Origin of the sequence: Streptomyces sp. MK7 (assembly GCF_032658145.1) — a bacterium.
Lineage (GTDB): Bacteria > Actinomycetota > Actinomycetes > Streptomycetales > Streptomycetaceae > Streptomyces > Streptomyces spiralis.
Map to the genome: position 1 here is coordinate 296,560 of NZ_JAVACL010000001.1, position 24,087 is coordinate 320,646.

20 protein-coding genes are annotated in these 24,087 nt (G+C 71.0%); 8 read left to right on the forward strand and 12 right to left on the reverse strand.

All coding sequences use genetic code 11. From position 1 onward, the window contains the following. Positions 1-8: 8 nt before the first annotated feature. On the reverse strand, positions 9-1,772 hold the full coding sequence (gene aspS / locus R2S09_RS01325) for an aspartate--tRNA ligase (protein ID WP_316739279.1): 1,764 nt from the start codon (positions 1,770-1,772) through the stop codon (positions 9-11). Between the two features lie 215 nt (positions 1,773-1,987). Between aspS and R2S09_RS01330 the strand changes: the two genes are divergently transcribed. Then, on the forward strand, positions 1,988-4,147 hold the full coding sequence (locus R2S09_RS01330; protein WP_316739281.1) for a SpoIIE family protein phosphatase: 2,160 nt from the start codon (positions 1,988-1,990) through the stop codon (positions 4,145-4,147). 49 nt (positions 4,148-4,196) lie between these two features. Here R2S09_RS01330 and R2S09_RS01335 read toward each other — a convergent pair whose 3' ends face one another. From R2S09_RS01335 to R2S09_RS01350, 4 genes are all read right to left on the reverse strand, one after another. Beyond that, positions 4,197-5,222 (reverse strand): AI-2E family transporter, encoded by a 1,026-nt coding sequence (locus tag R2S09_RS01335; protein ID WP_316739282.1) that lies wholly within the window; start codon positions 5,220-5,222, stop codon positions 4,197-4,199. A gap of 195 nt (positions 5,223-5,417) precedes the next feature. After that, complete coding sequence (locus R2S09_RS01340) at positions 5,418-6,395, reverse strand: pirin family protein (protein ID WP_306184696.1); 978 nt, start codon at positions 6,393-6,395, stop codon at positions 5,418-5,420. Positions 6,396-6,507: 112 nt separating this feature from the next. After that, positions 6,508-6,669 (reverse strand): hypothetical protein, encoded by a 162-nt coding sequence (locus R2S09_RS01345; protein ID WP_306184693.1) that lies wholly within the window; start codon positions 6,667-6,669, stop codon positions 6,508-6,510. Positions 6,670-6,834: 165 nt separating this feature from the next. Further along, the gene (locus R2S09_RS01350; protein WP_030177540.1) at positions 6,835-7,317 is read right to left on the reverse strand and encodes an SseB family protein; all 483 of its coding nucleotides are present in this window, start codon (positions 7,315-7,317) and stop codon (positions 6,835-6,837) included. A 219-nt stretch (positions 7,318-7,536) separates the two neighbouring features. On the opposite strand from R2S09_RS01350, the gene R2S09_RS01355 reads away from it, so the two are divergent. From R2S09_RS01355 to R2S09_RS01365, 3 genes are all read left to right on the forward strand, one after another. After that, complete coding sequence (locus R2S09_RS01355) at positions 7,537-9,363, forward strand: acyl-CoA dehydrogenase (protein ID WP_316739287.1); 1,827 nt, start codon at positions 7,537-7,539, stop codon at positions 9,361-9,363. Positions 9,364-9,441: 78 nt separating this feature from the next. Further along, positions 9,442-10,746 (forward strand): M18 family aminopeptidase, encoded by a 1,305-nt coding sequence (locus R2S09_RS01360; protein ID WP_306184689.1) that lies wholly within the window; start codon positions 9,442-9,444, stop codon positions 10,744-10,746. Between the two features lie 79 nt (positions 10,747-10,825). After that, positions 10,826-11,077 carry a DUF6458 family protein gene (locus tag R2S09_RS01365; RefSeq protein WP_306184687.1) on the forward strand — a complete coding sequence of 84 codons (252 nt, stop codon included), beginning with the start codon at positions 10,826-10,828 and terminating at the stop codon, positions 11,075-11,077. Positions 11,078-11,089: 12 nt separating this feature from the next. Here the strand turns inward: R2S09_RS01365 and R2S09_RS01370 are convergent, their stop codons facing one another. Further along, the gene (locus R2S09_RS01370) at positions 11,090-12,943 is read right to left on the reverse strand and encodes an NHL domain-containing thioredoxin family protein (RefSeq protein ID WP_316739289.1); all 1,854 of its coding nucleotides are present in this window, start codon (positions 12,941-12,943) and stop codon (positions 11,090-11,092) included. 108 nt (positions 12,944-13,051) lie between these two features. Between R2S09_RS01370 and R2S09_RS01375 the strand changes: the two genes are divergently transcribed. Continuing rightward, the gene (locus R2S09_RS01375) at positions 13,052-13,564 is read left to right on the forward strand and encodes an LURP-one-related/scramblase family protein (protein WP_030177547.1); all 513 of its coding nucleotides are present in this window, start codon (positions 13,052-13,054) and stop codon (positions 13,562-13,564) included. Positions 13,565-13,586: 22 nt separating this feature from the next. Here R2S09_RS01375 and R2S09_RS01380 read toward each other — a convergent pair whose 3' ends face one another. Continuing rightward, positions 13,587-14,384 (reverse strand): carbon-nitrogen family hydrolase, encoded by a 798-nt coding sequence (locus R2S09_RS01380; RefSeq protein ID WP_316739292.1) that lies wholly within the window; start codon positions 14,382-14,384, stop codon positions 13,587-13,589. A 257-nt stretch (positions 14,385-14,641) separates the two neighbouring features. Here R2S09_RS01380 and R2S09_RS01385 point away from each other — a divergent pair, with 257 nt between their 5' ends. Then, a complete protein-coding gene (locus R2S09_RS01385) occupies positions 14,642-15,466 on the forward strand; it encodes a maleylpyruvate isomerase family mycothiol-dependent enzyme (RefSeq protein WP_306184682.1) in 825 nt (274 codons plus the stop codon). Positions 15,467-15,713: 247 nt separating this feature from the next. Here the strand turns inward: R2S09_RS01385 and R2S09_RS01390 are convergent, their stop codons facing one another. Together R2S09_RS01390 and R2S09_RS01395 are read right to left on the reverse strand one after the other, a co-directional pair. Continuing rightward, positions 15,714-17,054 (reverse strand): MFS transporter, encoded by a 1,341-nt coding sequence (locus R2S09_RS01390; RefSeq protein WP_316739294.1) that lies wholly within the window; start codon positions 17,052-17,054, stop codon positions 15,714-15,716. Beyond that, positions 17,051-17,701, reverse strand: coding sequence for a GntR family transcriptional regulator (locus R2S09_RS01395; RefSeq protein WP_306184677.1), 651 nt, complete (start codon positions 17,699-17,701; stop codon positions 17,051-17,053). Before R2S09_RS01395 ends, R2S09_RS01390 begins: the two co-directional genes overlap by 4 nt. 208 nt (positions 17,702-17,909) lie before the next feature. On the opposite strand from R2S09_RS01395, the gene R2S09_RS01400 reads away from it, so the two are divergent. After that, the gene (locus R2S09_RS01400; RefSeq protein ID WP_306184675.1) at positions 17,910-18,812 is read left to right on the forward strand and encodes a D-alanyl-D-alanine carboxypeptidase family protein; all 903 of its coding nucleotides are present in this window, start codon (positions 17,910-17,912) and stop codon (positions 18,810-18,812) included. Positions 18,813-18,896: 84 nt separating this feature from the next. On the opposite strand, the gene R2S09_RS01405 is transcribed toward R2S09_RS01400, so the two are convergent. Genes R2S09_RS01405 through pdhA form a run of 3 tightly spaced genes read right to left on the reverse strand, consistent with a single transcriptional unit; the run spans position 18,897 to position 22,518 of the window. Beyond that, positions 18,897-20,336 (reverse strand): dihydrolipoamide acetyltransferase family protein, encoded by a 1,440-nt coding sequence (locus R2S09_RS01405; RefSeq protein WP_306184674.1) that lies wholly within the window; start codon positions 20,334-20,336, stop codon positions 18,897-18,899. An 11-nt stretch (positions 20,337-20,347) separates the two neighbouring features. Continuing rightward, positions 20,348-21,328, reverse strand: coding sequence for an alpha-ketoacid dehydrogenase subunit beta (locus R2S09_RS01410; RefSeq protein WP_372337625.1), 981 nt, complete (start codon positions 21,326-21,328; stop codon positions 20,348-20,350). A gap of 2 nt (positions 21,329-21,330) precedes the next feature. Then, positions 21,331-22,518, reverse strand: a complete 1,188-nt coding sequence (pdhA, locus tag R2S09_RS01415; protein WP_306184673.1) for a pyruvate dehydrogenase (acetyl-transferring) E1 component subunit alpha — start codon at positions 22,516-22,518, stop codon at positions 21,331-21,333. Between the two features lie 548 nt (positions 22,519-23,066). On the opposite strand from pdhA, the gene R2S09_RS01420 reads away from it, so the two are divergent. Next, positions 23,067-24,065: a phosphotransferase gene (locus R2S09_RS01420; protein ID WP_316739299.1), complete on the forward strand. Its 999-nt coding sequence runs from the start codon at positions 23,067-23,069 to the stop codon at positions 24,063-24,065. Positions 24,066-24,087 lie beyond the last annotated feature (22 nt).

Genomic DNA, 24,087 nt, shown 5'->3' on the forward strand with positions numbered 1-24,087 from the left:
TGTGCCGCCTACTTCGGCTGCGGCTTGCGCACCGACAGGTGCAGTTCCTTCAGGCGGGACTCGTCCAGCTCCGTCGGGGCGCCCATCATCAGGTCCTGGGCGTTGCCGTTGAGCGGGAAGGCGATGGTCTCGCGGATGTTGGGCTCGTCGGCCAGGAGCATGACGATGCGGTCGACGCCCGGGGCGATGCCGCCGTGCGGCGGGGCGCCGAAGCGGAACGCCCGCAGCATGCCGGCGAACTTCTCCTCGACGGTCTCACGGCCGTAGCCCGCGATCTCGAAGGCCTTGAGCATGATCTCCGGCTCGTGGTTCCGGATCGCGCCGGAGGACAGCTCGACACCGTTGCAGACGATGTCGTACTGCCAGCCCAGGATGTCCAGCGGGTCCTGGGTCTCAAGCGCCTCCAGGCCGCCCTGCGGCATCGAGAAGGGGTTGTGGGAGAAGTCGATCCCGCCGGTCTCCTCGTCCTTCTCGTACATCGGGAAGTCGACGATCCAGCAGAAGCGGAACACGTCCTCCTCGAAGTGGCCGGCCCGGCGTGCGGCCTCCACCCGCACCGCGCCCATGATCTTCGATACCTCGTCGAACTCGCCCGCGCCGAAGAAGACGGCGTGACCGGCCGACAGGGACAGGCGCTTGGTCAGCTCCGCGACGTTCTCCTCCGTGAGGAACTTCGCGATCGGGCCGGTCAGCGAGCCGTCCTCGCCGACACGGACCCACGCCAGGCCCTTCGCGCCCTGCGCGACCGCGTAGTCCCCCAGCTGGTCGAAGAACTTCCGCGGCTGGTCCTGGACCGCCGGCACCGCCAGCGCGCGCACGTGCTTGCCCGCGAACGCCTTGAACTCCGAGCCCTCGAAGACGTCCGTGATGTCGACGAGCTCCAGCTTGGCGCGCAGGTCCGGCTTGTCGGAGCCGTACTTCAGCATCGCCTCGCGGAACGGGATCCGGGGGAAGGGCGAGGTGACGTGCCGGCCGTTGCCGAACTCCTCGAACAGCTCGGTCATCAGCTTCTCGACCGGCTGGAAGATGTCCTCCTGCTCGACGAAGGACATCTCGATGTCGAGCTGGTAGAACTCGCCCGGCGAGCGGTCCGCGCGGGCGTCCTCGTCGCGGAAGCAGGGCGCGATCTGGAAGTAGCGGTCGAAGCCGGAGATCATCAGCAGCTGCTTGAACTGCTGCGGTGCCTGGGGGAGCGCGTAGAACTTGCCCGGGTGCACACGGGAGGGGACCACGTAGTCGCGGGCGCCCTCGGGGGAGGTGGCGGACAGGATCGGCGTCGCCATCTCGTTGAAGCCCATCGCGGCCATCTTCTGGCGCATGGCCGAGATCACGGCCGTACGCAGCATGATGTTGCGGTGCATGCGCTCGCGGCGCAGGTCCAGGAAGCGGTACTCCAGGCGCCGCTCCTCGTTGACCCCGTCCTCGGTGTTGATCGTGAAGGGCAGCGGGGCCGCGGCGCCGAGCACCTCCACCTCGCCGACCTCGATCTCGATCTCCCCGGTGGGCAGGTCGGGGTTCACGTTCTCGGTTCCACGTGAAACAACCGAGCCGTCGATCCGGACCACGGTCTCCTTGGAGAGCTTGTCCAGCGCCTCGTAGGCGGGCGTGCCGGGACGGGCGACCAGCTGCGTGATGCCGTAGTGGTCGCGCAGATCGATGAAGAGGATGCCGCCCAGGTCGCGCCGATTGTGCAGCCAGCCACTCAGCCGGACGCCGGTGCCGACGTCAGAGGCGCGGAGCTCGCCGCAGGTGTGGGACCTGTACCGATGCATCGTCGTTCATCCAGTCTTCGCGGATCGGGGATCACCGGGGCGCGGACACGGACCGGCCCGGACCTACCAAGGGTACCGGCCGCCCCACGCTCGGCTCTCCCCCATTCACGCGGGGCGTGGGCGGCATTCGCGCGAGGCGACCGCGACGGTTCCCGGGACGCGTGCCCGTACGCCTTCGGTGGCAGTGTTCGAGAGCCTGTTCTTACAGTGGGGCAATGCGCACTGGTGAGCCCCCCCTGCCCGCCGTGGGGGACGTTCTCGCCTCCCTGGCGACCGGAGTGTGGCACTGGGACACCTCCACCGGGCTGGTCACGGCCGACGCCGAGGCGGCACGGCTGCTCGGGCTGCCCGCCGAGGAGGTCACCCTCACCGAGGCCCAGGTGCGCGCCCGTCTGCACCCCGTCGACTGGAACGAGATCACCGGCGTGGTGCAGCTGGCCGTCGCCGAGGGCACCCTCGCCGAGGTGCGCGTCCGGGTCATGGACGAGCGGGGCCGCATCATCCGGGTCGTCCGCAGCCGCTCCCGGCCGAAGTACGACCGGCGCAAGAAGGCCTACGAACTGATCGGCACCCTCCAGGAGGTCACCGAGCCGACACCGGGATCCCCGGCCGGGGGCAGCACGGTCACCGGCGACTGGCGGCGCTCCCGGGAGGCGTTCCTGCTGGACGCCGGACGCGCGCTGGCCGAGGCACGGTCCACGGCGGAGGTGCTGCGGGTGGCGGCCGGACTGTCGATGCCCGGTTTCTCACCGGACGGTCTCGCCGTGTTCGGGGTGGAGGGCGACCGGCTGACGATCATCGGCCACCACGGGCAGCGGCCCGGCGACGAGGGCCCCTTCGTGCACATGGCGCTGGAGACGGACTACCCGGCCGCCGAAGTGGTGCGCACCGGCCGGGCCGTCTACCTCTCCTCCCCGGAGGAGTACCGGGCCCGCTACCCGCTCACCTGGCCGCTCGCCCAGCGCTTCAACCGCCGCTCCTGGGCGTTCCTGCCGCTGACCGCGTCGGGCCGCACCATGGGCGCCTGGATGGCCGCCTTCACCCACCGGGTCGCGTTCACGCCCGACGAGCGCTCGGTGCTGACGACGGTGGCCCGGATGCTCGCCCAGGCGCTCTCGCGGGCCGGGACCGCGGAGACCGAGCGGGAGCTCAGCGAGGGGCTGCAGCGCTCGATGATGCCCACGCTGGGCCCCGAGGTCCCCGGCATGGACCTGGCGGCCCGGTACGTCCCCACCGGCGGCGGCCTCCAGGTCGGCGGCGACTGGTACGACATGATCCCGCTGCCCGGCGGGCCCGCCCTCAGCCGCACCAAGGGCGGGGCGGGACGGTTCGCCCTGGTCATGGGCGACGTCCAGGGCCATGACGTGCGCGCCGCCGGCCTGATGGGCCAGCTGCGCATCGCCCTGCGCGCCTACGCCTCCGAGGGCCACCGCCCGGACGCGGTCCTCTCCCGCGCCTCCCGGTTCCTGCACGGCATCGTGGGCGGCACCGAGGAAGGCGACTTCACCGACCTGCGCTTCGCGACCTGCCTGTACGCCGAGGTCGACCCCCGCACCGGAGTCCTGGAGGTGGCCCGCGCCGGGCACCCGGACCCGGTGATCCGTATGGCGGACGGCACGGTCCTGATGCGGCCGACGGCGGGCGGCCTGCCCCTCGGCGTCGACCCGGACGCCGACTACCCGACGACCCGGTTCACCCTGGAACCCGGCGAGACGATGATGATCTGCACGGACGGGCTGATCGAGACCGGCGGCCACGACCTGGACACCGGCTGGCAGCGCGTCCGTACGATCCTGGAGCAGCACGAGGGCGACACCGAGGAGCTGGCCGACGCGCTCGTCCAGGGCGTGCACGGGCCCTCCTCGCACTACACCACCGGCCCGCTCGCCGACCGTCGCGAGGACGACATAGCCGTACTGCTGCTGAACCGGCACCCCGAAGCCCCCGGTGGCGCGGTGGCCGTACGGCCCGAGATCCGGCGCACCCTCCTCACGGTCGCGCAGGCCGAGCCCGAGCGGATCTCGGTGGCCCGGCAGCAGCTGCGGGAACTGCTGCACGACTGGTCGTCCTCCGAGCAGGTGGACTCCGCGGTGCTGCTGCTGTCCGAGATGCTGACCAACGTCCTCGTGCACACCGACACCGACGCGCTGCTGCTCGCCGAGGTGAGCGGCGAGAAGCGCGAGCGGCGGATGCGGGTGGAGGTCACCGACGCCGGCGAGGAGCTGCCGCACAAGCGCCGGCCCGGCGAGCTGGCCTCCTCCGGGCGCGGGCTGCTGCTGATCGAGCTGCTGGCGGACGCGTGGGGCGTCGAGCCGCGGGGGGTGGGCAAGAGCATCTGGTTCGAGCTGTACGAGCCCCCGCGCGACAAGCTGTGACCGTACGTCCTCACATGACGGCACGTGCACAGGTCCGGCGCTCGCGTCCCTAGGTGTAGCGCTCGCGCAGTTCGTGGGCGATCCCGAACGCCGCCGCCGTCAGCGGCACCGCCAGCAGCATCCCGACGATCCCGGCGACCGACGCCCCCGCCGTGATGGCCAGCAGCACCGCCGCCGGATGCAGCTGCACGGTCCGGCTCTGGATCATCGGCTGGAGCACATGCCCCTCCAGCACCTGCACCGCGAGCACGACCCCGAGCACCCAGAGCGCGACGACGAACCCCCGGTCGGCGAACGCGACCAGCACGGACACCGCGCCCGAGATGAACGCGCCCAGGTAGGGGATGTAGGCGCCGACGAAGACCAGCGCGCCCAGTCCGAAGGCCCCCGGCACGTCCAGCACGAGCAGGCCGACGGTGATGCAGACGGCGTCGATGAACGCGATGAGCGTGGTGCCGCGCATGAAGCCCTCGACGGCCGCGAAGGCCCGCCGTGCCATGGCCTCCGTCACGTCGGCGGTGTCGCCCGGGGCGAGCGTGCGCAGGGAGCGCAGGGCACGGTCGGCGTCGCGCAGGAAGAAGAACACCAGCAGCAGGGCCAGCACGGCCATGGCGATGTACTCGGCGACCACGCTGACCCCGCTGATCACATTGGAGACCGCCGTCCCGCCGAACTTCGACAGCAGCTCCCGGCCATGGGAGGCGAGGTCCTTCAGGGAGGTCCCGGCCACCCCGAAGCGGTCGGTCAGCGACTTCGCGGCGTTCTCCAGCGAGGAGGCGATCTGCTGCCCGCTGTCGATCAGCGCGAGGGCCACCACGTATCCGACGCCGCCGACGACGAGCAGGACGGCGGCGCAGGTGATCCCGGCCGCCAGCGACCGGTTGACTTTCGCCCGCACCAGCCGCCGGAACAGGGGCCGCAGCAGCGCGGATCCCAGCAGCGCCAGCAGCACGGGCGTCACGGCCGTACGGAACGTCACGCACAGCCGAACCGCGATCCACACCACCCCGGAGACCAGCAGCACGACGGCACACCAGGCGGCGAGACGTCGGACGGGCTCGGGCAGCAGGCGCACCCCACCAGCGGATCACGCACCGCCCGAACTGTCCTGCACGGACGGCCCGCCCGGGTGAGTGGGGTGACGAAGGGTCAGCCCCGCTCGGCCCCGGCCGGTCCCGGTCAGTCGGGACCGGCCGGGGCCGGTCGCGGTCAGCCGCGGCCGGCCCGGGGGCCGGGCCTCGGCCCCCGGGGAGCCGTCTCCGTCATGGCGTCAGCTCTGCGGACCCGTCTCCGTCATGCCGTGGACTGCCGGGATCGTGCCGAGGCGGCCCTTCTGGAAGTCCTCGAACGCCTGCATCAGCTCTTCCTTGGTGTTCATGACGAACGGCCCGTAGTGCGCCATGGGCTCACGGATGGGCTGCCCGCCCAGGAGGACGACCTCCAGGTCCGGCGTGTGGGAGTCCTGCTTCTCGTCCGCACGGACGGTCAGCGAGGAGCCGGCGCCGAAGACGGCGGTCTGGCCGAGGTGGATCGGACGCCGCTCGGCGCCCACCGAGCCGCGCCCGGCGAGCACGTACGCCAGCCCGTTGAAGTCCTCCCGCCACGGCAGCGTGACCTCCGCGCCCGGCGCCACCGTCGCGTGGATCATCGTGATCGGCGTGTGCGTGATGCCGGGACCGGCGTGCCCGTCCAGCTCACCGGCGATCACGCGCAGCAGCGCGCCGCCGTCGGGCGTGCTCAGCAGCTGGACGCTGCCGCCGCGGATGTCCTGGTAGCGCGGGGCCATCATCTTGTCCTTGGCCGGGAGGTTCACCCACAGCTGCAGGCCGTGGAAGAGACCGCCGGACATGACGAGGGACTCCGGCGGCGCCTCGATGTGCAGCAGGCCGCTGCCCGCCGTCATCCACTGGGTGTCGCCGTTGGTGATGGTGCCGCCGCCACCGGTGGAGTCCTGGTGGTCGAAGATCCCGTCGATGATGTAGGTGACGGTCTCGAAGCCGCGGTGGGGGTGCCAGGGAGTGCCCTTGGGCTCGCCCGGCGCGTATTCCACCTCGCCCATCTGGTCCATCATGATGAACGGGTCGAGATGGCGGTAGTTAATCCCGGCGAACGCCCGGCGCACCGGGAAGCCTTCGCCCTCGAAACCGCTCGGCGCGGTCGTGACGGTGAGCACGGGCCGTGCCACGGCGTCGGCCGGCGCGGCCACACGGGGCAGAGCCAGCGGGTTCTCGACGGTCACTGCAGGCATGTCGGTACCTCCTTGTGCGGCCACTCTAGTTGAGTGTTCAACTTTCTGCCACCCACAACGGCGCAAGCTCGCGGGACATTCCCGGATCCTCGACTCCTCGCCGAGACGCCCGTCACGGAGTCGGTGCCGCCACCGCGGGCGCCACGAGCACCCCGCCGACGACCGGCAGCACGCCCCCGACGACCACGGCGAGAAGGAGACCGCCGAGGGAGGGGCCGGTGGTGCCGCGGCCCGCCATCGCGGTCTGCGATGGGGCCCCGGAGGCAGCGGCCACCGCTTCAGCCGCTCCTCGCGCAGGACGACGGTCGGCGCGCAGCGGGCGGCGCCCGTGACGGCCACCCGCTCGATCGCCGCCACGGGTATCCGGCGGCGCGGCAGGGGAGGTCCAGCAGGAGTTCACGGGAGGGCCCTGGACGAGTCCCTCACCGGAGGGAGGTGCTCAGCCGTACATCCTGCGCATCGCGAAGTCGACCATCTGCTCCACGGCCTTGGCGTCGAACACCATGCGGTGCTCGCCCTCCATGTCCAGGACGAAGCCGTACCCGGTCGGCAGCAGGTCGATCACCTCGGCACCGGTGATCACGAAGTACTTGGACTCCTTGCCGGCGTACCGGCGCAGCTCCTTCAGCGAGGTGAACATCGGGATCACCGGCTGCTGGGTGTTGTGCAGCGCCAGGAAGCCAGGGGTGTCGCCGCGCGGGCAGTACACCTTGGACGTGGCGAAGATCTGCTGGAAGTCCTCCGCGGACATCTGCCCGGTGGTGAACGCACGGACCGCGTCCGCGAGCGAGGGCGGCGACGGCTCGGGGTACAGCGGCTGCTGCTGCCCGTAGCCCCCCGCCATGCCGCCCGGCATCTGCTCCTGCGGCGGCGCGTACTGCTGCTGCGCTGCACCGTCCATCGGCTGGCCGTATCCGTACATGCGGCAAGCGTACCGACGAGCCGGCCGCCGGACCTACGATGCGCCGGCGAGGGCCGGAGCCGGTGGCCGGAACCGGGCTCACCGCAGACGCGTCACAGACCACACCGTCAGGGGTTGCTTCTTATTACCGACGGGTAGCATCATCGGAGCTACTAGTTGGTAGGTCAACCAGACGCGAGGAGTCAGTGCCTCGCCGAGTCCACAACGGGAGCCGTGGCCATGGGGCACTACAAGTCCAACCTCCGCGACATCGAGTTCAACCTCTTCGAAGTCCTCGGACGCGACAAGCTGTACGGCACCGGACCGTTCGAGGAGATGGACACCGACACCGCCAGGAGCATCCTGGAGGAGCTGACCCGCCTCGCGGAGAACGAGCTGGCGGAGTCCTTCGCCGACGCCGACCGCAACCCGCCGGTCTTCGACCCCGAGACCAACACCGCGCCGATACCGGAGACCTTCAAGAAGAGCTACCGGTCCTTCATGGACTCCGAGTACTGGCGCCTCGGCCTGCCCGAGGAGATCGGCGGCACCACGGCTCCCCCGTCCCTGATCTGGGCGTACGCGGAGCTGATCCTCGGCTCGAACCCGGCGATCTGGATGTACTCCTCCGGCCCGGCCTTCGCCCGCATCCTCTTCGAGGAGGGCACCGAGGAGCAGAAGAAGCTCGCGAAGATCGCGGTCGAGAAGACCTGGGGCTCCACCATGGTGCTCACCGAGCCCGACGCGGGCTCCGACGTGGGCGCCGGCCGCACCAAGGCGGTCCAGCAGGAGGACGGCTCCTGGCACATCGAGGGCGTGAAGCGCTTCATCACCTCCGGTGAGCACGACATGGAGGAGAACATCCTCCACTACGTCCTCGCCCGCCCCGAGGGCGCCGGCCCCGGCACCAAGGGCCTGTCCCTCTTCCTCGTGCCGAAGTACCTGTTCGACTGGGAGACCGGTGAGCTGGGCGAGCGCAACGGCGTCTACGCCACCAACGTCGAGCACAAGATGGGCCTGAAGGCGTCCAACACCTGCGAGATGACCTTCGGCGACCGCCACCCGGCCAAGGGCTGGCTGATCGGCGACAAGCACGACGGCATCCGCCAGATGTTCCGCATCATCGAGTTCGCCCGCATGATGGTCGGCACGAAGGCGATCTCCACGCTGTCCACGGGCTACCTCAACGCGCTGGAGTACGCCAAGGAGCGCGTCCAGGGCCCGGACCTGGCGAACTTCATGGACAAGTCCGCGCCCAAGGTCACCATCACCCACCATCCCGACGTGCGCCGCTCGCTGATGACGCAGAAGGCGTACGCCGAGGGCATGCGCGCCCTCGTCCTCCACACGGCCTCCGTCCAGGACGCGATCGCGGTGAAGGAGGCGGGCGGCGAGGACGCGTCGGCGGAGCACGCGCTGAACGACCTGCTCCTGCCCATCGTCAAGGGCTACGGCTCCGAGAAGGGCTACGAGCAGCTCGCCCAGTCCCTGCAGACCTTCGGCGGCTCCGGCTTCCTGCAGGAGTACCCGATCGAGCAGTACATCCGCGACGCCAAGATCGACACCCTGTACGAGGGCACCACCGCCATCCAGGGCCAGGACTACTTCTTCCGCAAGATCGTCCGCAACCAGGGCGCGGCCCTGAACTCCCTCGCCGAGGACATCAAGAAGTTCCTGGCGCTGGGCGAGGGCGGCGAGGAGCTGGCCGCCGCCCGCGAGCACCTCGCCAAGGCCGCCGTCGAGCTGGAGGCGGTCGTCGGCGTGATGCTGACCGACCTCGCGGCCACCGAGCAGAACGTCAAGAACATCTACAAGGTCGGGCTCAACACGACCCGCCTGCTGCTGGCCTCCGGTGACGTGGTCGTCGGCTACCTGCTGCTCAAGGGTGCGGCGATCGCCGCCGAGAAGCTCGGGACGGCCTCCGCCAAGGACCGGGCGTTCTACACCGGCAAGATCGCGGCGGCGAAGTTCTTCGCGGCCAACGTCCTGCCCGGCGTCACCCTGGCCCGCAAGCTGTCGGAGAACGTCGACCTCGACCTGATGGAACTGGACGAGGCCGCGTTCTAGCCCGCACCTCCGCATCGTTCTCACGAGGGTCCGCTCCCGCACCGGGAGCGGACCCTCGACCGTCGTTAAGGTGAACCCATGAGTACAAGCCAGCGCTTCGACCGCGGCCACACCGACGACCTGATGTCCTTCCTCGCGGCGAGCCCGTCGCCGTACCACGCCGTCGCCAACGCGGCCGAGCGGCTGGAGAAGGCCGGCTTCCGCCAGGTCGCGGAGACCGACGCGTGGGACGGCACCTGCGGCGGTAAGTACGTGCTGCGCGGAGGGGCGATCATCGCGTGGTACGTCCCCGAGGGCGCGGCGCCGCACACCCCCTTCCGCATCGTCGGCGCCCACACCGACTCGCCCAACCTGCGCGTCAAGCCGCTGCCCGACACCGGAGCGCACGGCTGGCGCCAGGTCGCCGTGGAGATCTACGGCGGCCCGCTGATGAACTCCTGGCTCGACCGCGACCTGGGCCTGGCCGGCCGGCTCACCCTCCGGGACGGCTCCAGCCGCCTGGTGAACATCGACCGCCCGCTGCTGCGCGTCCCCCAGCTGGCCATCCACCTGGACCGCTCGGTCTCCACCGAGGGCCTCAAGCTCGACAAGCAGCGGCACCTGCAGCCGGTGTGGGGCCTCGGCGACGACGTCCGCGACGGCGACCTGATCGCCTTCCTGGAGCACGAGACCGGCCTGCCGGCGGGCGGGGTCGCCGGCTGGGACCTGATGGTGCACTCCGTGGAGCCGCCCGCCTATCTGGGCCGCGACCAGGAACTCGTGGCCGGCCCCCGCATGGACAACCTGCTCTCGGTGCACGCCGGTACGGCGGCCCTGGCGGCCGTGGCGACCGGGCCGGGCGCGGGCGAACTGCCGTACATCCCCGTGCTGGCCGCCTTCGACCACGAGGAGAACGGCTCCCAGTCCGACACGGGAGCGGACGGCCCGCTGCTCGGCGGCGTGCTGGAGCGCTCGGTGTTCGCGCGCGGAGGGTCGTACGAGGACCGGGCGCGCGCCTTCGCCGGCACGGTCTGCCTCTCCTCCGACACGGGCCACGCCGTGCACCCCAACTACGCCGAGCGGCACGACCCGACGCACCACCCGCGCGCGGGCGGCGGCCCCATCCTCAAGGTGAACGTCAACAACCGCTACGCCACGGACGGTTCGGGCCGGGCGGTGTTCACCGCGGCCTGCGAGAAGGCCGGCGTCCCCTTCCAGTCGTTCGTCTCCAACAACTCCATGCCGTGCGGCACGACCATCGGCCCGATCACCGCGGCCCGGCACGGCATCCGCACGGTCGACATCGGCGTGGCCATCCTGTCCATGCACAGCGCCCGGGAACTGTGCGCCGCCGACGACCCGTTCCTGCTGGCCAACGCGCTGGTGGCGTTCCTGGAGGGGTAGTCAACTCCGCTGCGGCGCATGCCTCCTGCCGGGCCGGGTACCCGGTACCGATCCAACGACCGGACAGGAGGCGACACTCATGGGCCTCGGCGGGTGCATCATCCTCATCGCCGTGGGAGCCATCCTCACGTTCGCGACCGACTGGCACATGCAGGGGGTCAACCTGCATGTGGTCGGCGTCATCCTGATGATCGTGGGCCTGATCGGCGTCACGACGTTCAGCAGCATCTACCGGCGCCGCCGGGTCATGGTGCCGCCATCCACCACCGTGGTCGAGGAGGAACGGCACCACCACCGCGACGGCTACATCGACGGCGGGTACGGCATGTGACCGCGTGCCGGATCAGGCGTCCATGCCCGCCAGCACCAGCGGCAGCCGGTCCGCGCCGCCCTCGGTGAGGCGGACCGGGACGCCCCAGTCCTGCTGGTGGACATGGCAGGCCGGGTACTCTCCCCCAGTCTTCGACTGGGAGGTGCCCCCAGCCGGGTCGTCGCAGCTCGCCGCCATCGCGGAGACGTGCAGCACGCCGTCCCGGACCTCCGGGTTCAGCTCCAGGGTGCGGGACAGGTCCGTGTCCGCGCCCTCTCCTTCCAGCAGCAGCTCCGGCGGGGTGGAGGACACCAGCAGACGGGTGGACGGGCCGTAGCGGGTGTCCAGCTTCTGGCCCGCCGGGGCCTGGAAGATCACGTCCAGCCGCAGTCGCCCGGGGGCGACCTCCGTGGCCGCGCGCCGGGTGCGGTGGGCGACGGCCTCGACCCGTACGGCCTCCTCCGGCAGACGCAGCCGGGTCAGCCGGTGCCGGGCCGACTCCACCACCACGATGTCATCGCCGACGAGCACGGCGTCGCTGGGCTCGCGCAGATCGGTGGCGAGCGTGCTGACCACGCCGGTCGCCGGGTCGTAGCGGCGCAGGGCGTGGTTGTAGGTGTCGCTGACGGCGACCGAACCGTCCGGGAGCGCGGTCACCCCCAGCGGGTGCTGGAACAGCGCCTGGCCGGCGGCGCCGTCCCGGTGGCCGAAGTCGAACAGCCCGGTGCCGACGGCGGTGTGGACGTCACCGTCGAGGTCGACCCAGCGCAGGGCGGAGGTCTCGGAGTCGGCGAGCCAGAGCCGCTCGGACGTGGCCGCGAGCCCGGAGGGCTGCGCGAACCAGGCCTCGGTGCCCGGGCCGTCGACGAGCCCCTCGTTGGTGGTCCCGGCGGTGACCGAGACGGTGTCCTCGGCCGGGTCGTACGCCCACAGCTGGTGCACGCCCGCCATGGCGATCCACACCTTGCCGTTCCACCAGGCGACGTCCCACGGCGAGGACAGCTTCACCTCCCGGCCGGGACCGGAGGTGGCCTCGCCCCGCATCCACTGGTGTCCGGTGCCGGCGAGAGTCGTGGTCAGCCCCGTCTCCGGGTCGAAGCGGCGCAGGGCGTGGTTGACCGTGTCGGCGACGACGACGGTGCCGTCCGGCAGCAGCGCGAGACCCTGCGGCTCCTGGAAGCGGACCCGGTCCGCGGGACCGTCGGTCAGCCCCCGGCTCCCCTGGCCGATCCGGCGTACGACCGTCTCCCCGTCCGCCTCCAGCTCCACCAGCTGGTGCCGGGTGGTGTCGCTGACCAGGAGGCTGCCCGACGGCAGCAGCAGCGCCTTGCCCGGGAAGCGCAGGGTGGAGGGCTCCGGCTCCGGCGGCACGTACGGGCCGTCCCCGCGCCGCAGGGTGCCCTTGGCCGCGTGCTCGGTCTCCAGCTCCTCCACCAGCCGCTCGATGGCGTGCGCATGACCCTCGCCGGCGTGCTGCGCGACCACGTAGCCCTCCGGGTCGATCACCACCAGCGTCGGCCAGGCGCGCACCGCGTACTGCTTCCAGGTGGCGAGTTCGGGGTCGTCGAGCACCGGGTGCTCCACCCCGTACCGCTCCACGGCGTCGACGACCGCCTGGTGCTCCGCCTCGTGCACGAACTTCGGCGAGTGCACACCGATGAGCACCACCGTGTCCCGGTGCTTCTCCTCGAGCTCTCTGAGCTCGTCCAGGACGTGCAGGCAGTTGATGCAGCAGAAGGTCCAGAAGTCCAGCACGACAATGCGTCCACGCAGGTCGGCAAGGGTGTACTGCTTGCCTCCCGTGTTCAGCCAGCCGCCCCTGCCGGTCAGCTCGGGGGCACGGACGCGGGCGTGTCGGGGGGTCGGGACCGGGGACGATTCGCTCATGGATCAAGGGTGCCACTCGCCACCGACAACCGGACCGGCGCCTGCCCCGCTCAGCCCGTCGGGCTATCGGCGGGGTTTCCGGTCGGTCGCCGGGGAAGCGGTGAGGGCATGAGATTCCTCGTACGCGACCGGATCCTCGGCATCGGTGACGACTACTGGATCGAGGACGACCACGGCACCAAGGTCTTCCTCGTCGACGGCAAGGCCATGCGGCTGCGCGACACCTTCGAGCTGAAGGACACCCGGGGCCGGGTCCTGATCGACATCCACCAGAAGATGTTCTCCCTGCGGGAGACCATGGTGATCGAGCGGGGCGGGGAGGCCCTGGCGAAGATCCGGCGCAAGCGGCTGTCGCTGCTGCGCAACCACTACCGGGTGTCCCTCGTGGACGGCACCGAGCTCGACGTCAGCGGCAAGATCCTCGACCGGGAGTTCGCCGTCGAGTACGACGGGGAGCTGCTGGCGGTGATCTCCCGGCGCCGGCTGAGCGTCGTGGACACCTACGGCATCGACGTCGTACGGGAGGACGCCGACCCGGCGCTGCTGATCGCGGTGGCGGTGTGCGTGATCCACCTGGCGGAGAAGGAGCGGGAGGAGCGGCACGCCGGGGCCGCCGAGTAGCCGCCCCGACGAACGGGCCCGCTCAGCGGCGCGGCGGCTCCAGGCCCAGCACCCGGTCCTTCAGCGCCGGGAACTGCTCCCGGGTCGTCGCGACCTTCGCCGGGTCGAACTCGACCGTGAGGATCTCCTCGCCGTGGCCGGCCTCGGCCAGGACCTCGCCCCAGGGGTCGACCACGATCGAGTGACCGGCCTGGGGAACCCCGGCGTGCGTCCCGGCCGTTCCACAGGCGAGCACGAACGCCTGGTCCTCCACCGCCCGCGCCCGGGCCAGCAGCGTCCAGTGCGCGCGCCGGCGCTCGGGCCAGCCCGCCGGGACCACCAGGGTCTCGGCCCCGGCGTCGACCAGTGAGCGGAAGAGCTCGGGGAAACGGAGGTCGTAACAGGTCGCCAGGCCCAGGGTGGTGTCCGGCAGACGGACCGTCACCAGGTCCCGCCCGGCGCCCATCAGCACGGCCTCGCCCTTGTCGAAGCCGAAGCGGTGGACCTTGCGGTAGGCGGCGGCCAGGTCGCCGGTCGGGGTGAAGACGAGGGAGGTGTTGTAGAGGGGGCCGTCCGGGTCCCGTTCCGGGATCGAGCCGGCGTGCAGCCATAGGCCCGCGTCGCTCGCCGCCTTGGCCATCGCCTCGTACGTCGGCCCTTCCAGCGGCTCGGCCTCGCGCCCGAACTCCTCGAAGGCGAAGGCTCCGGTGGTCCACAGCTCGGGCAGCACGACGAGGTCGGCGGCACCGGCCTGGCTCCTCACCAGCGAGGCCGCCCGTTCCCGTCGCGATTCGACCGATTCGCCCTCATCCACGGCGATCTGGATCAACGAGGCGCGCACACTACCACCGTCCTGGCATTCGAGTTGTCCACACGGGCCTACGATCGTCACACGAAAGCACTGCCGGGGTACCCCACAGCAGCGTAACTTGGGGGTCCCCCCGCTCGAAGCGGAGCGAGAGTCCCGGGGGGGGTGCAAGCCGCCCGACGATCGCCGCCGCCTCCCACCGGCAATGACGCCTGGGGGCACCTCCCAGGCGTCAAGCGCTGGGGGAGACACAACCTGCCCGTGTACCGACCGCCGAGGGGTCCCGTTCCGTGAGTCTGCATCCCACCCTCCAGCCCTACGCCGACGCCTGGACCCACTCCGTCGAGGCGATATCCGAGCTGGTGCAGCCCCTCGTGGAGGGCGAGTGGAACCGGCGGACCCCCTGCCCGGGCTGGTCGGTCCGCGACCTGGTCTCGCACGTCATCGGCATGGACTGCGAGGCGCTCGGCGATCCGCGTCCCATCCACTCCCTGCCGCGCGACCTGTTCCACGTCACCAACGAGCACCAGCGCTACATGGAGATACAGGTCGACGTCCGGCGCCACCACACGGCACCGGAGATGACGTCCGAGCTCGAGTACACGATCATCCGCCGCAACCGCCAGCTGCGCAACGAGTCCCGCGACCCCGGCACCAAGGTGCGCGGCCCGCTCGGCACCGAGCTCACCCTCGAAGAGGCGATGCGCTACCGGGCGTTCGACATCTGGGTGCACGAGCAGGACCTGCGCACAGCCCTCGGCCGCCCCGGCAACCTGGACTCGCCCGGCGCGCTCATCGCCCGGGACTATCTCCTCGACGCCCTCCCGGACGTGGTCGCCCGGAAGGCGGACGCCCCGCGCAGCTCGGCGATCGTCTTCGACGTCCACGGTCCCGTGGAGTTCCTCCGTACGATCCGCGTCGACATCCAGGGCCGCGGCACCCTCGAAACCGCCCCCGCCCTGGGCCCGGCCGCGACCCTCACCCTCGACTGGGAAACCTACGTCCGCCTGTCCTGCGGCAGGGTGACCCCGGAGGCGGTGGCGGACCAGGTGAAAACAGAGGGTGACGCAGGCCTGGCGGAGGCGATCCTGCGCAACTTCACGGTGACGCAGTAGAACCTGGCTGCGGGCAGTCGCACGCCGACACAGCTGCGGGCAGTCGTGCCTCCCCCCGTGCTTGCCGCCTGGGAGGTGCCCCCAGGCGGCACGGGTGGGCGGTGGGGGTGCCTCCGCGCGAGCGCATTCGAGCGTGGGGGAGGCACCCCCGAGCGGGGCAAGCGCACCCACCCACCCGCAGCACACCGCACCTCAGCACACCGCACCTCAGCACACCGCAGCGCGCACACCGCAGCACAGCGCAGCGTCACGCAGGGACGTGCACCGCCTCCACCCGGCTGGCCACCAACCGCTCCCGCTCCCGCCGAGCCGCCCGCTTCCGCAACCGCAGAATCTGGCTCACCCCCACCGCCTGCAGCACGAACACGGCGGAGAAGGCGACCTGGTAGTCGTCTCCCGTCGCGTCCAACAGCACCCCGATCGCGAACAGCGTCGTCATCGAAGCCACGAAACCACCCATATTGGTGATCCCCGACGCCGTCCCCTGACGCTCCGCCGGATTCGCCGGCCGCGCGAAGTCGAAACCGATCATCGAGGCCGGCCCGCACGCGCCCAGCACCAGGCACAGCACCACCAGCAGCCACATCGGTGCCCGCTCGGCGGGGTACACCAGCGTGGCCGCCCACAGGGTCGCCGTCGCCGCCACCGTGCCGAGCGCCAGCGGGAGCCGCGCCGTGTGATGCCGGGCGACGATCTGGCCGTAGACGAGGCCGACGCCCATGTTCGACAGCACGACGAGGGTGAGCAGTTCCCCGGCCGTCGACCGTGCCAGCCCTTCGGCCTGTACCAGGAACGGCAGCCCCCACAGCAGCAGGAACACCATCGCCGGGAACTGGGTGGTGAAGTGCACCCACATGCCCAGCCGGGTGCCGGGCTCCCGCCATGCGGCGAGGATCTGCCGGCGCACGTACACGGCTCCCTGGTGCGGCAGCGGCTCGGGCTCGTGTCCCTCGGGGTGGTCCTTGAGGAAGAGGACCAGCAGCACGAGGACCAGCACACCGGCCAGCGCGCTGCCCGCGAAGGCGGGGGTCCAGCCGAACCCGCGCAGCAGCCGGGTCAGCACCAGCGTGGAGACCAGGTTGCCCGCCATGCCGACCAGCCCGGCGAGCTGGGCGACCAGCGGCCCGCGCCGGACCGGGAACCACCGCGAGCCCAGCCGCAGCACACTGATGAACGTCATGGCGTCGCCGCAGCCGAGCAGCGCGCGGGAGGCGAGCGCGGTGCCGTACGACGCCGAGAAGGCGAACCCCAGCTGGCCCGCCGTGAAGAGCACCACCCCCATGCCCAGCACCTTCTTGGTGCCGAGCCGGTCGACCAGCAGGCCGACGGGTATCTGCATGCCCGCGTAGACGAGCAGCTGGAGGATGGAGAAGGTGGACAGCGCGGAGGCGCTCACATGGAAGCGTTCGGCGGCGTCGAGGCCGGCGACGCCCAGTGAGGTACGGAAGATGACGGCGACGAAGTAGACGGCGACGCCGATGCTCCAGACGGCGACGGCGCGCCGCCCGCCGGGCGGGTCACCGGGCAGGGCGGCGCCGCCGCGTGAACCCGCCGGCGAATCGGACGAGGAGCCGGGTCCGGAACTCATCGCACCTCACCCCGCGCCAGGTGGGAGAACCAGCTGACGTGCCGGTGGACGAGCCCGACGGCCGCCTCCGCGTCGCCGGAGCGCAGCGCGTTCAGGATCTCCTCGTGCTCGGTAAGCGTCTTGGCGATGCGGTCGGGGTGGGAGTGCATGACGGCGACGCCCATGCGCAGCTGCCGGTCGCGCAGTTGGTCGTAGAGGCGGGAGAGGATCTCGTTCCCGCCGCTGCGGACGATCTCGGCGTGGAAGCAGCGGTCGGTGACGGCGGCGGCGGCGAAGTCCCCGTCGGCGGCCTGCTGTTTCTGCTTCGCCAGCAGCTCCTCCAGGCGCTCGATGAGTCCGGGTGGTGCGGGTACGGCCTTGCGCGCGGCGTGCTCCTCGACCAGCTGCCGGGTCTCGACGACGTCGGCGATCTCCTGTGCGGAGACCGGCAGGACGAGCGCTCCCTTCTTCGGGTAGAGCTTGAGCAGCCCCTCGGCCTCCAGCCGCAGCAGCGCCTCGCGCACCGGGGTGCGGGAGACGCCGACGGCCTCGGCCAGCTCACCCTCGGTCAGAAGCGTTCCGCCTTCGTAACGGCGCTCCAGGACGGCTTGCTTGACGTGGGTGTACACACGGTCGGCGGCGGGAGGCTGCTTCACGGCGAGGGTCATGCCCACAGCATAGATACAAGACGTACGCATGATCCGCCTCGTCCACCATGCGGACCGCCCGGGAGCCCTCGAGAGCCTCTGAGAAATTCACCCCGCCAACGGCACAACCATCCGCGCCGGTCGGGAGTCACACAAGTGCGGCCCCACTCTGTTGGGAACACAACTCGACCGCGCCCTAGGGGCATTCAACGTAATCGGGGTATTCCACTTGAAAACCGGCATTCAGGCCAGCCGCCTCCGCAGAGCCACCGCCGTCGTCCTGACCACCGGCGCCGTGCTCGTCACCGGAGCTCTCGCCGCGGCACCCGCGCAGGCCGTCAGCGCGCCGTCGATCGTCGCCAAGGGCGGCTACGCGATGAACAACGCGAACGGCTCGACGCTGTTCACGAAGAAGGCGGACACACGGCTGTCCACCGGCTCCACCACCAAGATCATGACCGCGAAGGTCGTGCTCGCGCAGCCGAACCTGAACCTCGACGCCAAGGTCACCATCCAGAAGGCGTACAGCGACTACGTCGTGAAGAACAACGCCTCCCAGGCGCACCTGATCGTGGGCGACAAGGTGACCGTCCGTCAGCTGCTGTACGGTCTGATGCTGCCGTCCGGCTGCGACGCCGCGTACGCGCTGGCCGACAAGTTCGGTTCCGGCTCGACTCGGGACACGCGCGTGAAGAGCTTCATCGGCAAGATGAACGCCGCCGCGAAGGGCCTGAAGCTGACGAACACCCACTTCGACTCCTTCGACGGCATCGGCAAGGGCAGCAACTACTCGACGCCGCGCGACCTGACGAAGATCGCGAGCAGTGCGATGAAGAGCTCCACGTTCCGCACGATCGTGAAGACGAAGTCGTACACCGCCAAGACCATCACCAAGACGGGCAGCACCCGCACGATGGCGACGTGGACGAACACGAACACCCTGCTGGGCAGCTACAAGGGCGCTATCGGCGTGAAGACCGGCTCGGGCCCGGAGGCCAAGTACTGCCTGGTCTTCGCCGCGACCCGGGGCAGCAAGACCGTCATCGGCACGGTCCTCGCCTCGTCCTCGATCAACCAGCGCGCCACCGACGCCACGAAGATCCTCAACTACGGCTTCGCCCGCCTGGGCTGACGTCCGGCATCCGGCACGACCGAGCCGTGCACCCCGGGCGGGGTGCACGGCTCGTCGTCGTCCGATGCCGGGTGACCTCCGGGCTCAGGCCCAGGTGATCAACCGCTTCGGCTGCTCCAGGACGGCGGCCACGTCCGCCAGGACCTTGGAGCCGAGTTCGCCGTCGACCAGACGGTGGTCGAAGCTCAGGGCCAGGGTGGTGACCTGGCGGGGCTTGACCTTGCCCTTGTGGACCCACGGCTGGAGCTTGATCGCGCCGACCGCGAGGATCGCGCACTCGCCGGGGTTGAGGATCGGCGTACCCGTGTCGACGCCGAAGACGCCGACGTTGGTGATCGTCACCGTGCCGCCCTGCATGGCCGCCGGGGACGTCTTGCCCTCGCGGGCCGTCGACACCAGCTCACCGAGTGCCTCGGCGAGCTGCGGGAGCGTCTTGGCGTGGGCGTCCTTGATGTTGGGAACGATCAGGCCGCGCGGGGTGGCCGCGGCGATGCCCAGGTTGACGTAGTGCTTGAGCACGATCTCCTGGTTTGCCTCGTCCCAGGACGCGTTGACCTCCGGGTTGCGCTTGATGGCGACCAGCAGGGCCTTGGCGATCAGCAGGAGCGGGTTGACCCGCAGCCCCTGCATGTCCTTGTCCTGCTTGAGCTCCTCCACCAGCCGCATCGTGCGGGTCACGTCGACCGTCACGAACTCCGTGACGTGCGGCGCCGTGAACGCGGAGCCGACCATCGCGGCCGCCGTCGCCTTGCGGACACCCTTCACCGGGACGCGGGTCTCCCGCGTGCCGTCGTAGGTCACGGCGGGAGCGGGGGCGGGGGTCACCGGGGCGGGTGCCGTCACCGGCTCCGGCGCCTGCGGGGCGACCGTGGCCGCCACCGCCGCGTGGACGTCCTCGCGGGTGATGATGCCGTCCGGGCCGGACGGGACCACCGTCGTCAGGTCCACGCCCAGGTCCTTCGCCAGCTTGCGCACCGGCGGCTTCGCCAGCGGGCGGTCCTTCCCGGCGACGGGGGCGGGGGCCGGGGTCACGGCGGGGGCGGGGGCCGGGGCGACGGCCGACCCGCTGTGGCCGTTCAGCTCCGCCTGAAGTGCCGTCGCGGCCTGGGGCACCGGGGCCTCCTGGCCCTTGCGCGGGCGGCGCTTGGTGGCCGACGTCGAGACGCCGTAGCCCACCAGGACCGGCTGGCGGCCCTGCGGCTCCGCCTCCTCCTGTGCCGGCTCGGCCGCCGGGGCCTGTGCGGGGGCCTCGGCCGGGGCCGCGCCCGCCACCTCCACCGCGATGATGGGCGTGCCCACGTCCACGGTGGTGCCCTCGGGGAAGTGCAGTTCGCGCACCACGCCGTCGTAGGGGATCGGCAGTTCGACGGCCGCCTTGGCGGTCTCGACCTCGCAGACCACCTGGCCGTCGGTGACCGTGTCACCGGGCTGGACGTACCACTTGAGGATCTCGGCCTCGGTCAGACCCTCGCCGACATCCGGCATCTTGAACTCACGCACGGACGCTTCGGTCATCGTCGTCACGAACCTCTCCCTCAGTACGCCAGCGAGCGGTCGACGGCGTCGAGCACGCGATCCAGGTCCGGCAGATAGGCCTCTTCCAGCCGCGCCGGCGGATACGGCGCGTGGTAGCCGCCGACCCGCAGGACGGGGGCCTCCAGGTGGTAGAAGCAGCGCTCGGTGATCCGGGCGGCGATCTCCGCACCGGAACCGAAGAAGACCGGGGCCTCGTGGACCACCACCAGGCGGCGGGTCTTCTCCACCGAGGCCTGGATGGAGTCGAAGTCGATCGGGGAGACCGAGCGCAGGTCCAGGACCTCCAGCGACCTGCCCTCCTCGGCGGCCGCGGCGGCGACCTCGTGGCAGAGCTTCACCATCGGACCGTAGGCGGCCAGAGTCAAGTCCGTGCCCTCGCGGACGACCTGCGCCCTGTGCAGCGGGGCGGGGATCGCCTCGGGGTCGACCTCGGCCTTGTCCCAGTAGCGCCGCTTGGGCTCGAAGTAGATCACCGGGTCGTCGCTCTGGATGGCCTGCTGCATCATCCAGTACGCGTCCGAGGCGTTGGACGGGCTTACGATCTTCAGGCCCGCGACGTGCGCGAACAGCGCCTCGGGGGACTCCGAGTGGTGCTCCACCGCGCCGATGCCGCCGCCGTAGGGGATACGGACCACGACCGGGAGCTTGACCTTGCCCAGGGAGCGAGCGTGCATCTTCGCCAGCTGGGTGACGATCTGGTCGTACGCCGGGAAGACGAAGCCGTCGAACTGGATCTCGACCACCGGGCGGTAGCCGCGCAGGGCGAGGCCGATCGCCGTGCCGACGATGCCGGACTCGGCGAGCGGGGTGTCGATGACGCGGCTCTCGCCGAAGTCCTTCTGCAGGCCGTCCGTCACCCGGAACACGCCGCCCAGCTTGCCGACGTCCTCGCCCATGATCAGGACCTTGGGGTCGGCGTCCAGGGCGCGGCGCAGCGACTCGTTGATCGCCTTGGCCAGTGCCATCTTCTCCGCAGCCATGCTCAGACCCCCTCTACGTCCGCGAACGACGCCTGGTAGGCGGCGAACTGGGCGCGCTCCTCGTCGACGAGCGCATGCCCGTCCGCGTACACGTTCTCGAAGATGGCGAAGTGGTCCGGGTCCGGCATGGCACGGACCGCCTCGCGTACTCGTTTGCCCAACGCCTCGCTCTCGGCCTCGAGTTCCGCGAAGAATCCCTCGTCCGCGTGGTTTGCGGCCTCCAGGTAGCGGCGAAGGCGCAGGATCGGGTCCTTCGCCTCCCAGGCCAGGCGCTCCTCGTCGCCCCGGTAGCGGGTGGGGTCGTCGGAGGTGGTGTGGGCGCCCATGCGGTACGTGAACGCCTCGACCAGGGTGGGGCCCTCGCCGGCGCGGGCGCGCTCCAGCCCCCACTTGGTGACCGCGAGGCAGGCCAGTACGTCGTTGCCGTCGACGCGCACGCCCGGGAAACCGAAGCCCTGCGCGCGCTGGTAGAGCGGCACGCGGGTCTGCTTCTCGGTCGGCTCGGAGATCGCCCACTGGTTGTTCTGGCAGAAGAACACGACCGGGGCGTTGTAGACCGCGGAGAAGGTGAAGGACTCCGCCACGTCGCCCTGGCTGGAGGCGCCGTCGCCGAAGTAGGCGATGACGGCCGAGTCCGCGCCGTCCTTGGCGACGCCCATGGCGTAGCCGGTGGCGTGCAGCGTCTGGGAGCCGATGACGATCGTGTACAGGTGGAAGTTGTTGCTGTTCGGGTCCCAGCCGCCGTTGTTCACGCCGCGGAACATGCCGAGCAGGTTGGTGGGGTCGACCCCGCGGCACCAGGCGACGCCGTGCTCGCGGTAGGTCGGGAAGACGTAGTCGTCGTCGTTCAGCGCCCGGCCCGAGCCGATCTGTGCGGCCTCCTGGCCGAGCAGCGAGGCCCACAGTCCCAGTTCGCCCTGGCGCTGCAGAGCGGTGGCCTCGGCGTCGAAGCGGCGGGTGAGCACCATGTCGCGGTACAGCCCGCGGAGCTCTTCGGAAGTGATGCCGGCGACATACTTGTCGTACTCGGCGTTCTTGACGCGCTTCCCCTCGGGGGTCAGCAACTGCACGAGTTCGGGGCCGGCGCTCTTCTTCGCGTTCGCGCCGGTGCTCTTTTTGGCGCCGGTGGCGCCGGCCTTGCTTCCGGCGCTGCGTCGCGGTGTGCGCGCGGCAGTGCTCTCCACGGTCACGTGTGCTCCTCCGTCGGTCCGGCCCCCGGGGTTGCCGGTAGGCCAGTGCGGCTCACCTGAAACCGACCACCGAGGCACGGGGTGGGTGCCACTCGGCCGGGAACAGGCGTGACAGGTGCCCCGGCGAGCGCCCTGCAACAGCCACGTTACCCAGTGCTCCACAATTCTGGGAAACCCCTCCTGACCTGCGTGTTTCATTGGATTTCCAAGTATTTTCGCTTGGACGTCCAAGTACTGGCGCGGGCATTCGGGGCAGCCGCTGGTCACAGCCGTGCAGGGGGCCGGAACACCGGCACGGTATCCCGGCCACCCCCGCGTCGGGAAGGGCTGAAGAGTGGCCGGAACTGCTCTTGATGGATGACCCCGCGCCGGGGCAGGCGAGCCGGCGGCCGCACCCCGGAAGCGCTCGACACGGTGACCTCATGTGACCGAAAGTGACCGCTGAAGACTGTCTGTGACAACCCCCAGCTCACGGCCTCGGTCGTTGCCCTAGCATCTGGCGCGTGCCGCGCCCTTGTGTACCACCCCCTGTACCCCATGCGCCCCCTGTGAGCGTCCTGCTGCGCCAGTACGCCGCCGGTTCCGCACTCACCTGCGAACCCGTCGACCAGGGCCTGCTGAACCGCGGCTACCGACTGTGCACCACCCGTGGCCGCTACTTCCTCAAACACCACTTCGACCCCGACACCGCCGACCCGGCGGCGATCGCCCGGCAGCACCGCGCCACCCAGCGCCTGGCCGACCTGGGGGTCCCGGTGGCGCCCGCGCTGGCCGGCCGCGACGGACGCACGGTCGCCGTGATCGGCGGCCACGCCTACGCCCTGCACCCCTGGATCGACGGCCGGCACCGGCACGGCGGCCAGCTCACCACCGCCCAGTGCACGCGCCTCGGTGCGCTTCTGGGGGCCGTGCACGCCTGTCTGGAGCGCGTGATGCCGCCCAAGGGGCGCACCCGCCCCGCCACGCACCCGCACCCTGTGGAGAGCGCCGATCCCGATGACACCCTCGCACTGATCGACGACCTGCTCGCCCACGTCCGACGCCACCGCCCCGCCGACGCCTTCGACGAACTGGCCCGGCACCGGCTCCTGGAGCGCCGCACCCTGCTGGAGCGGCACGCCGGCCGGCGCCCCCCGCCCGGCGGCCCCGTGGGCTGGGTGCACGGCGACTTCCACCCCTTCAACGTGCTCTACAAGGGGCACGCCCCGGCCGCGATCGTCGACTGGGACCGGCTCGGCGTGCAGCCGCGCGCCGAGGAGGCCGTCCGCGCCGCCGCGATCTTCTTCGTCCGGCCGGCCGGGACCCTGGACCTGCCGAAGATCAGGGCGTACGCGCGCGCGTACCGGCGCAGCGCCGGCGCCACGCCCTCGGAGCTCGCTGCGGCCGTGCACCGCGTGTGGTGGGAACGCCTGAACGACTTCTGGATGCTGCGCTGGCACTACGAGCGCGGCGACACCCGCGCCGACCCCCAGTTCCCGGCCGCCTCGGCCCTCGCGGTGTGGTGGACCGAGGAGTACGACGCGGTGTGCGGAGCCTTCGCGGAGTGACCGAGCCGGGTGGAGAGCGGTG

What these genes read in the sequence shown, in the direction of transcription:
- aspS (WP_316739279.1), bottom strand. Translation starts at nt 1,772, where the DNA reads ATGCATCGGTACAGGTCCCACACCTGCGGCGAGCTCCGCGCCTCTGAC.
- R2S09_RS01330 (WP_316739281.1), top strand. Translation starts at nt 1,988, where the DNA reads ATGCGCACTGGTGAGCCCCCCCTGCCCGCCGTGGGGGACGTTCTCGCC.
- R2S09_RS01340 (WP_306184696.1), bottom strand. Translation starts at nt 6,395, where the DNA reads ATGCCTGCAGTGACCGTCGAGAACCCGCTGGCTCTGCCCCGTGTGGCC.
- R2S09_RS01350 (WP_030177540.1), bottom strand. Translation starts at nt 7,317, where the DNA reads ATGTACGGATACGGCCAGCCGATGGACGGTGCAGCGCAGCAGCAGTAC.
- R2S09_RS01355 (WP_316739287.1), top strand. Translation starts at nt 7,537, where the DNA reads ATGGGGCACTACAAGTCCAACCTCCGCGACATCGAGTTCAACCTCTTC.
- R2S09_RS01360 (WP_306184689.1), top strand. Translation starts at nt 9,442, where the DNA reads ATGAGTACAAGCCAGCGCTTCGACCGCGGCCACACCGACGACCTGATG.
- R2S09_RS01365 (WP_306184687.1), top strand. Translation starts at nt 10,826, where the DNA reads ATGGGCCTCGGCGGGTGCATCATCCTCATCGCCGTGGGAGCCATCCTC.
- R2S09_RS01370 (WP_316739289.1), bottom strand. Translation starts at nt 12,943, where the DNA reads ATGAGCGAATCGTCCCCGGTCCCGACCCCCCGACACGCCCGCGTCCGT.
- R2S09_RS01375 (WP_030177547.1), top strand. Translation starts at nt 13,052, where the DNA reads ATGAGATTCCTCGTACGCGACCGGATCCTCGGCATCGGTGACGACTAC.
- R2S09_RS01390 (WP_316739294.1), bottom strand. Translation starts at nt 17,054, where the DNA reads ATGAGTTCCGGACCCGGCTCCTCGTCCGATTCGCCGGCGGGTTCACGC.
- R2S09_RS01395 (WP_306184677.1), bottom strand. Translation starts at nt 17,701, where the DNA reads ATGACCCTCGCCGTGAAGCAGCCTCCCGCCGCCGACCGTGTGTACACC.
- R2S09_RS01410 (WP_372337625.1), bottom strand. Translation starts at nt 21,328, where the DNA reads ATGGCTGCGGAGAAGATGGCACTGGCCAAGGCGATCAACGAGTCGCTG.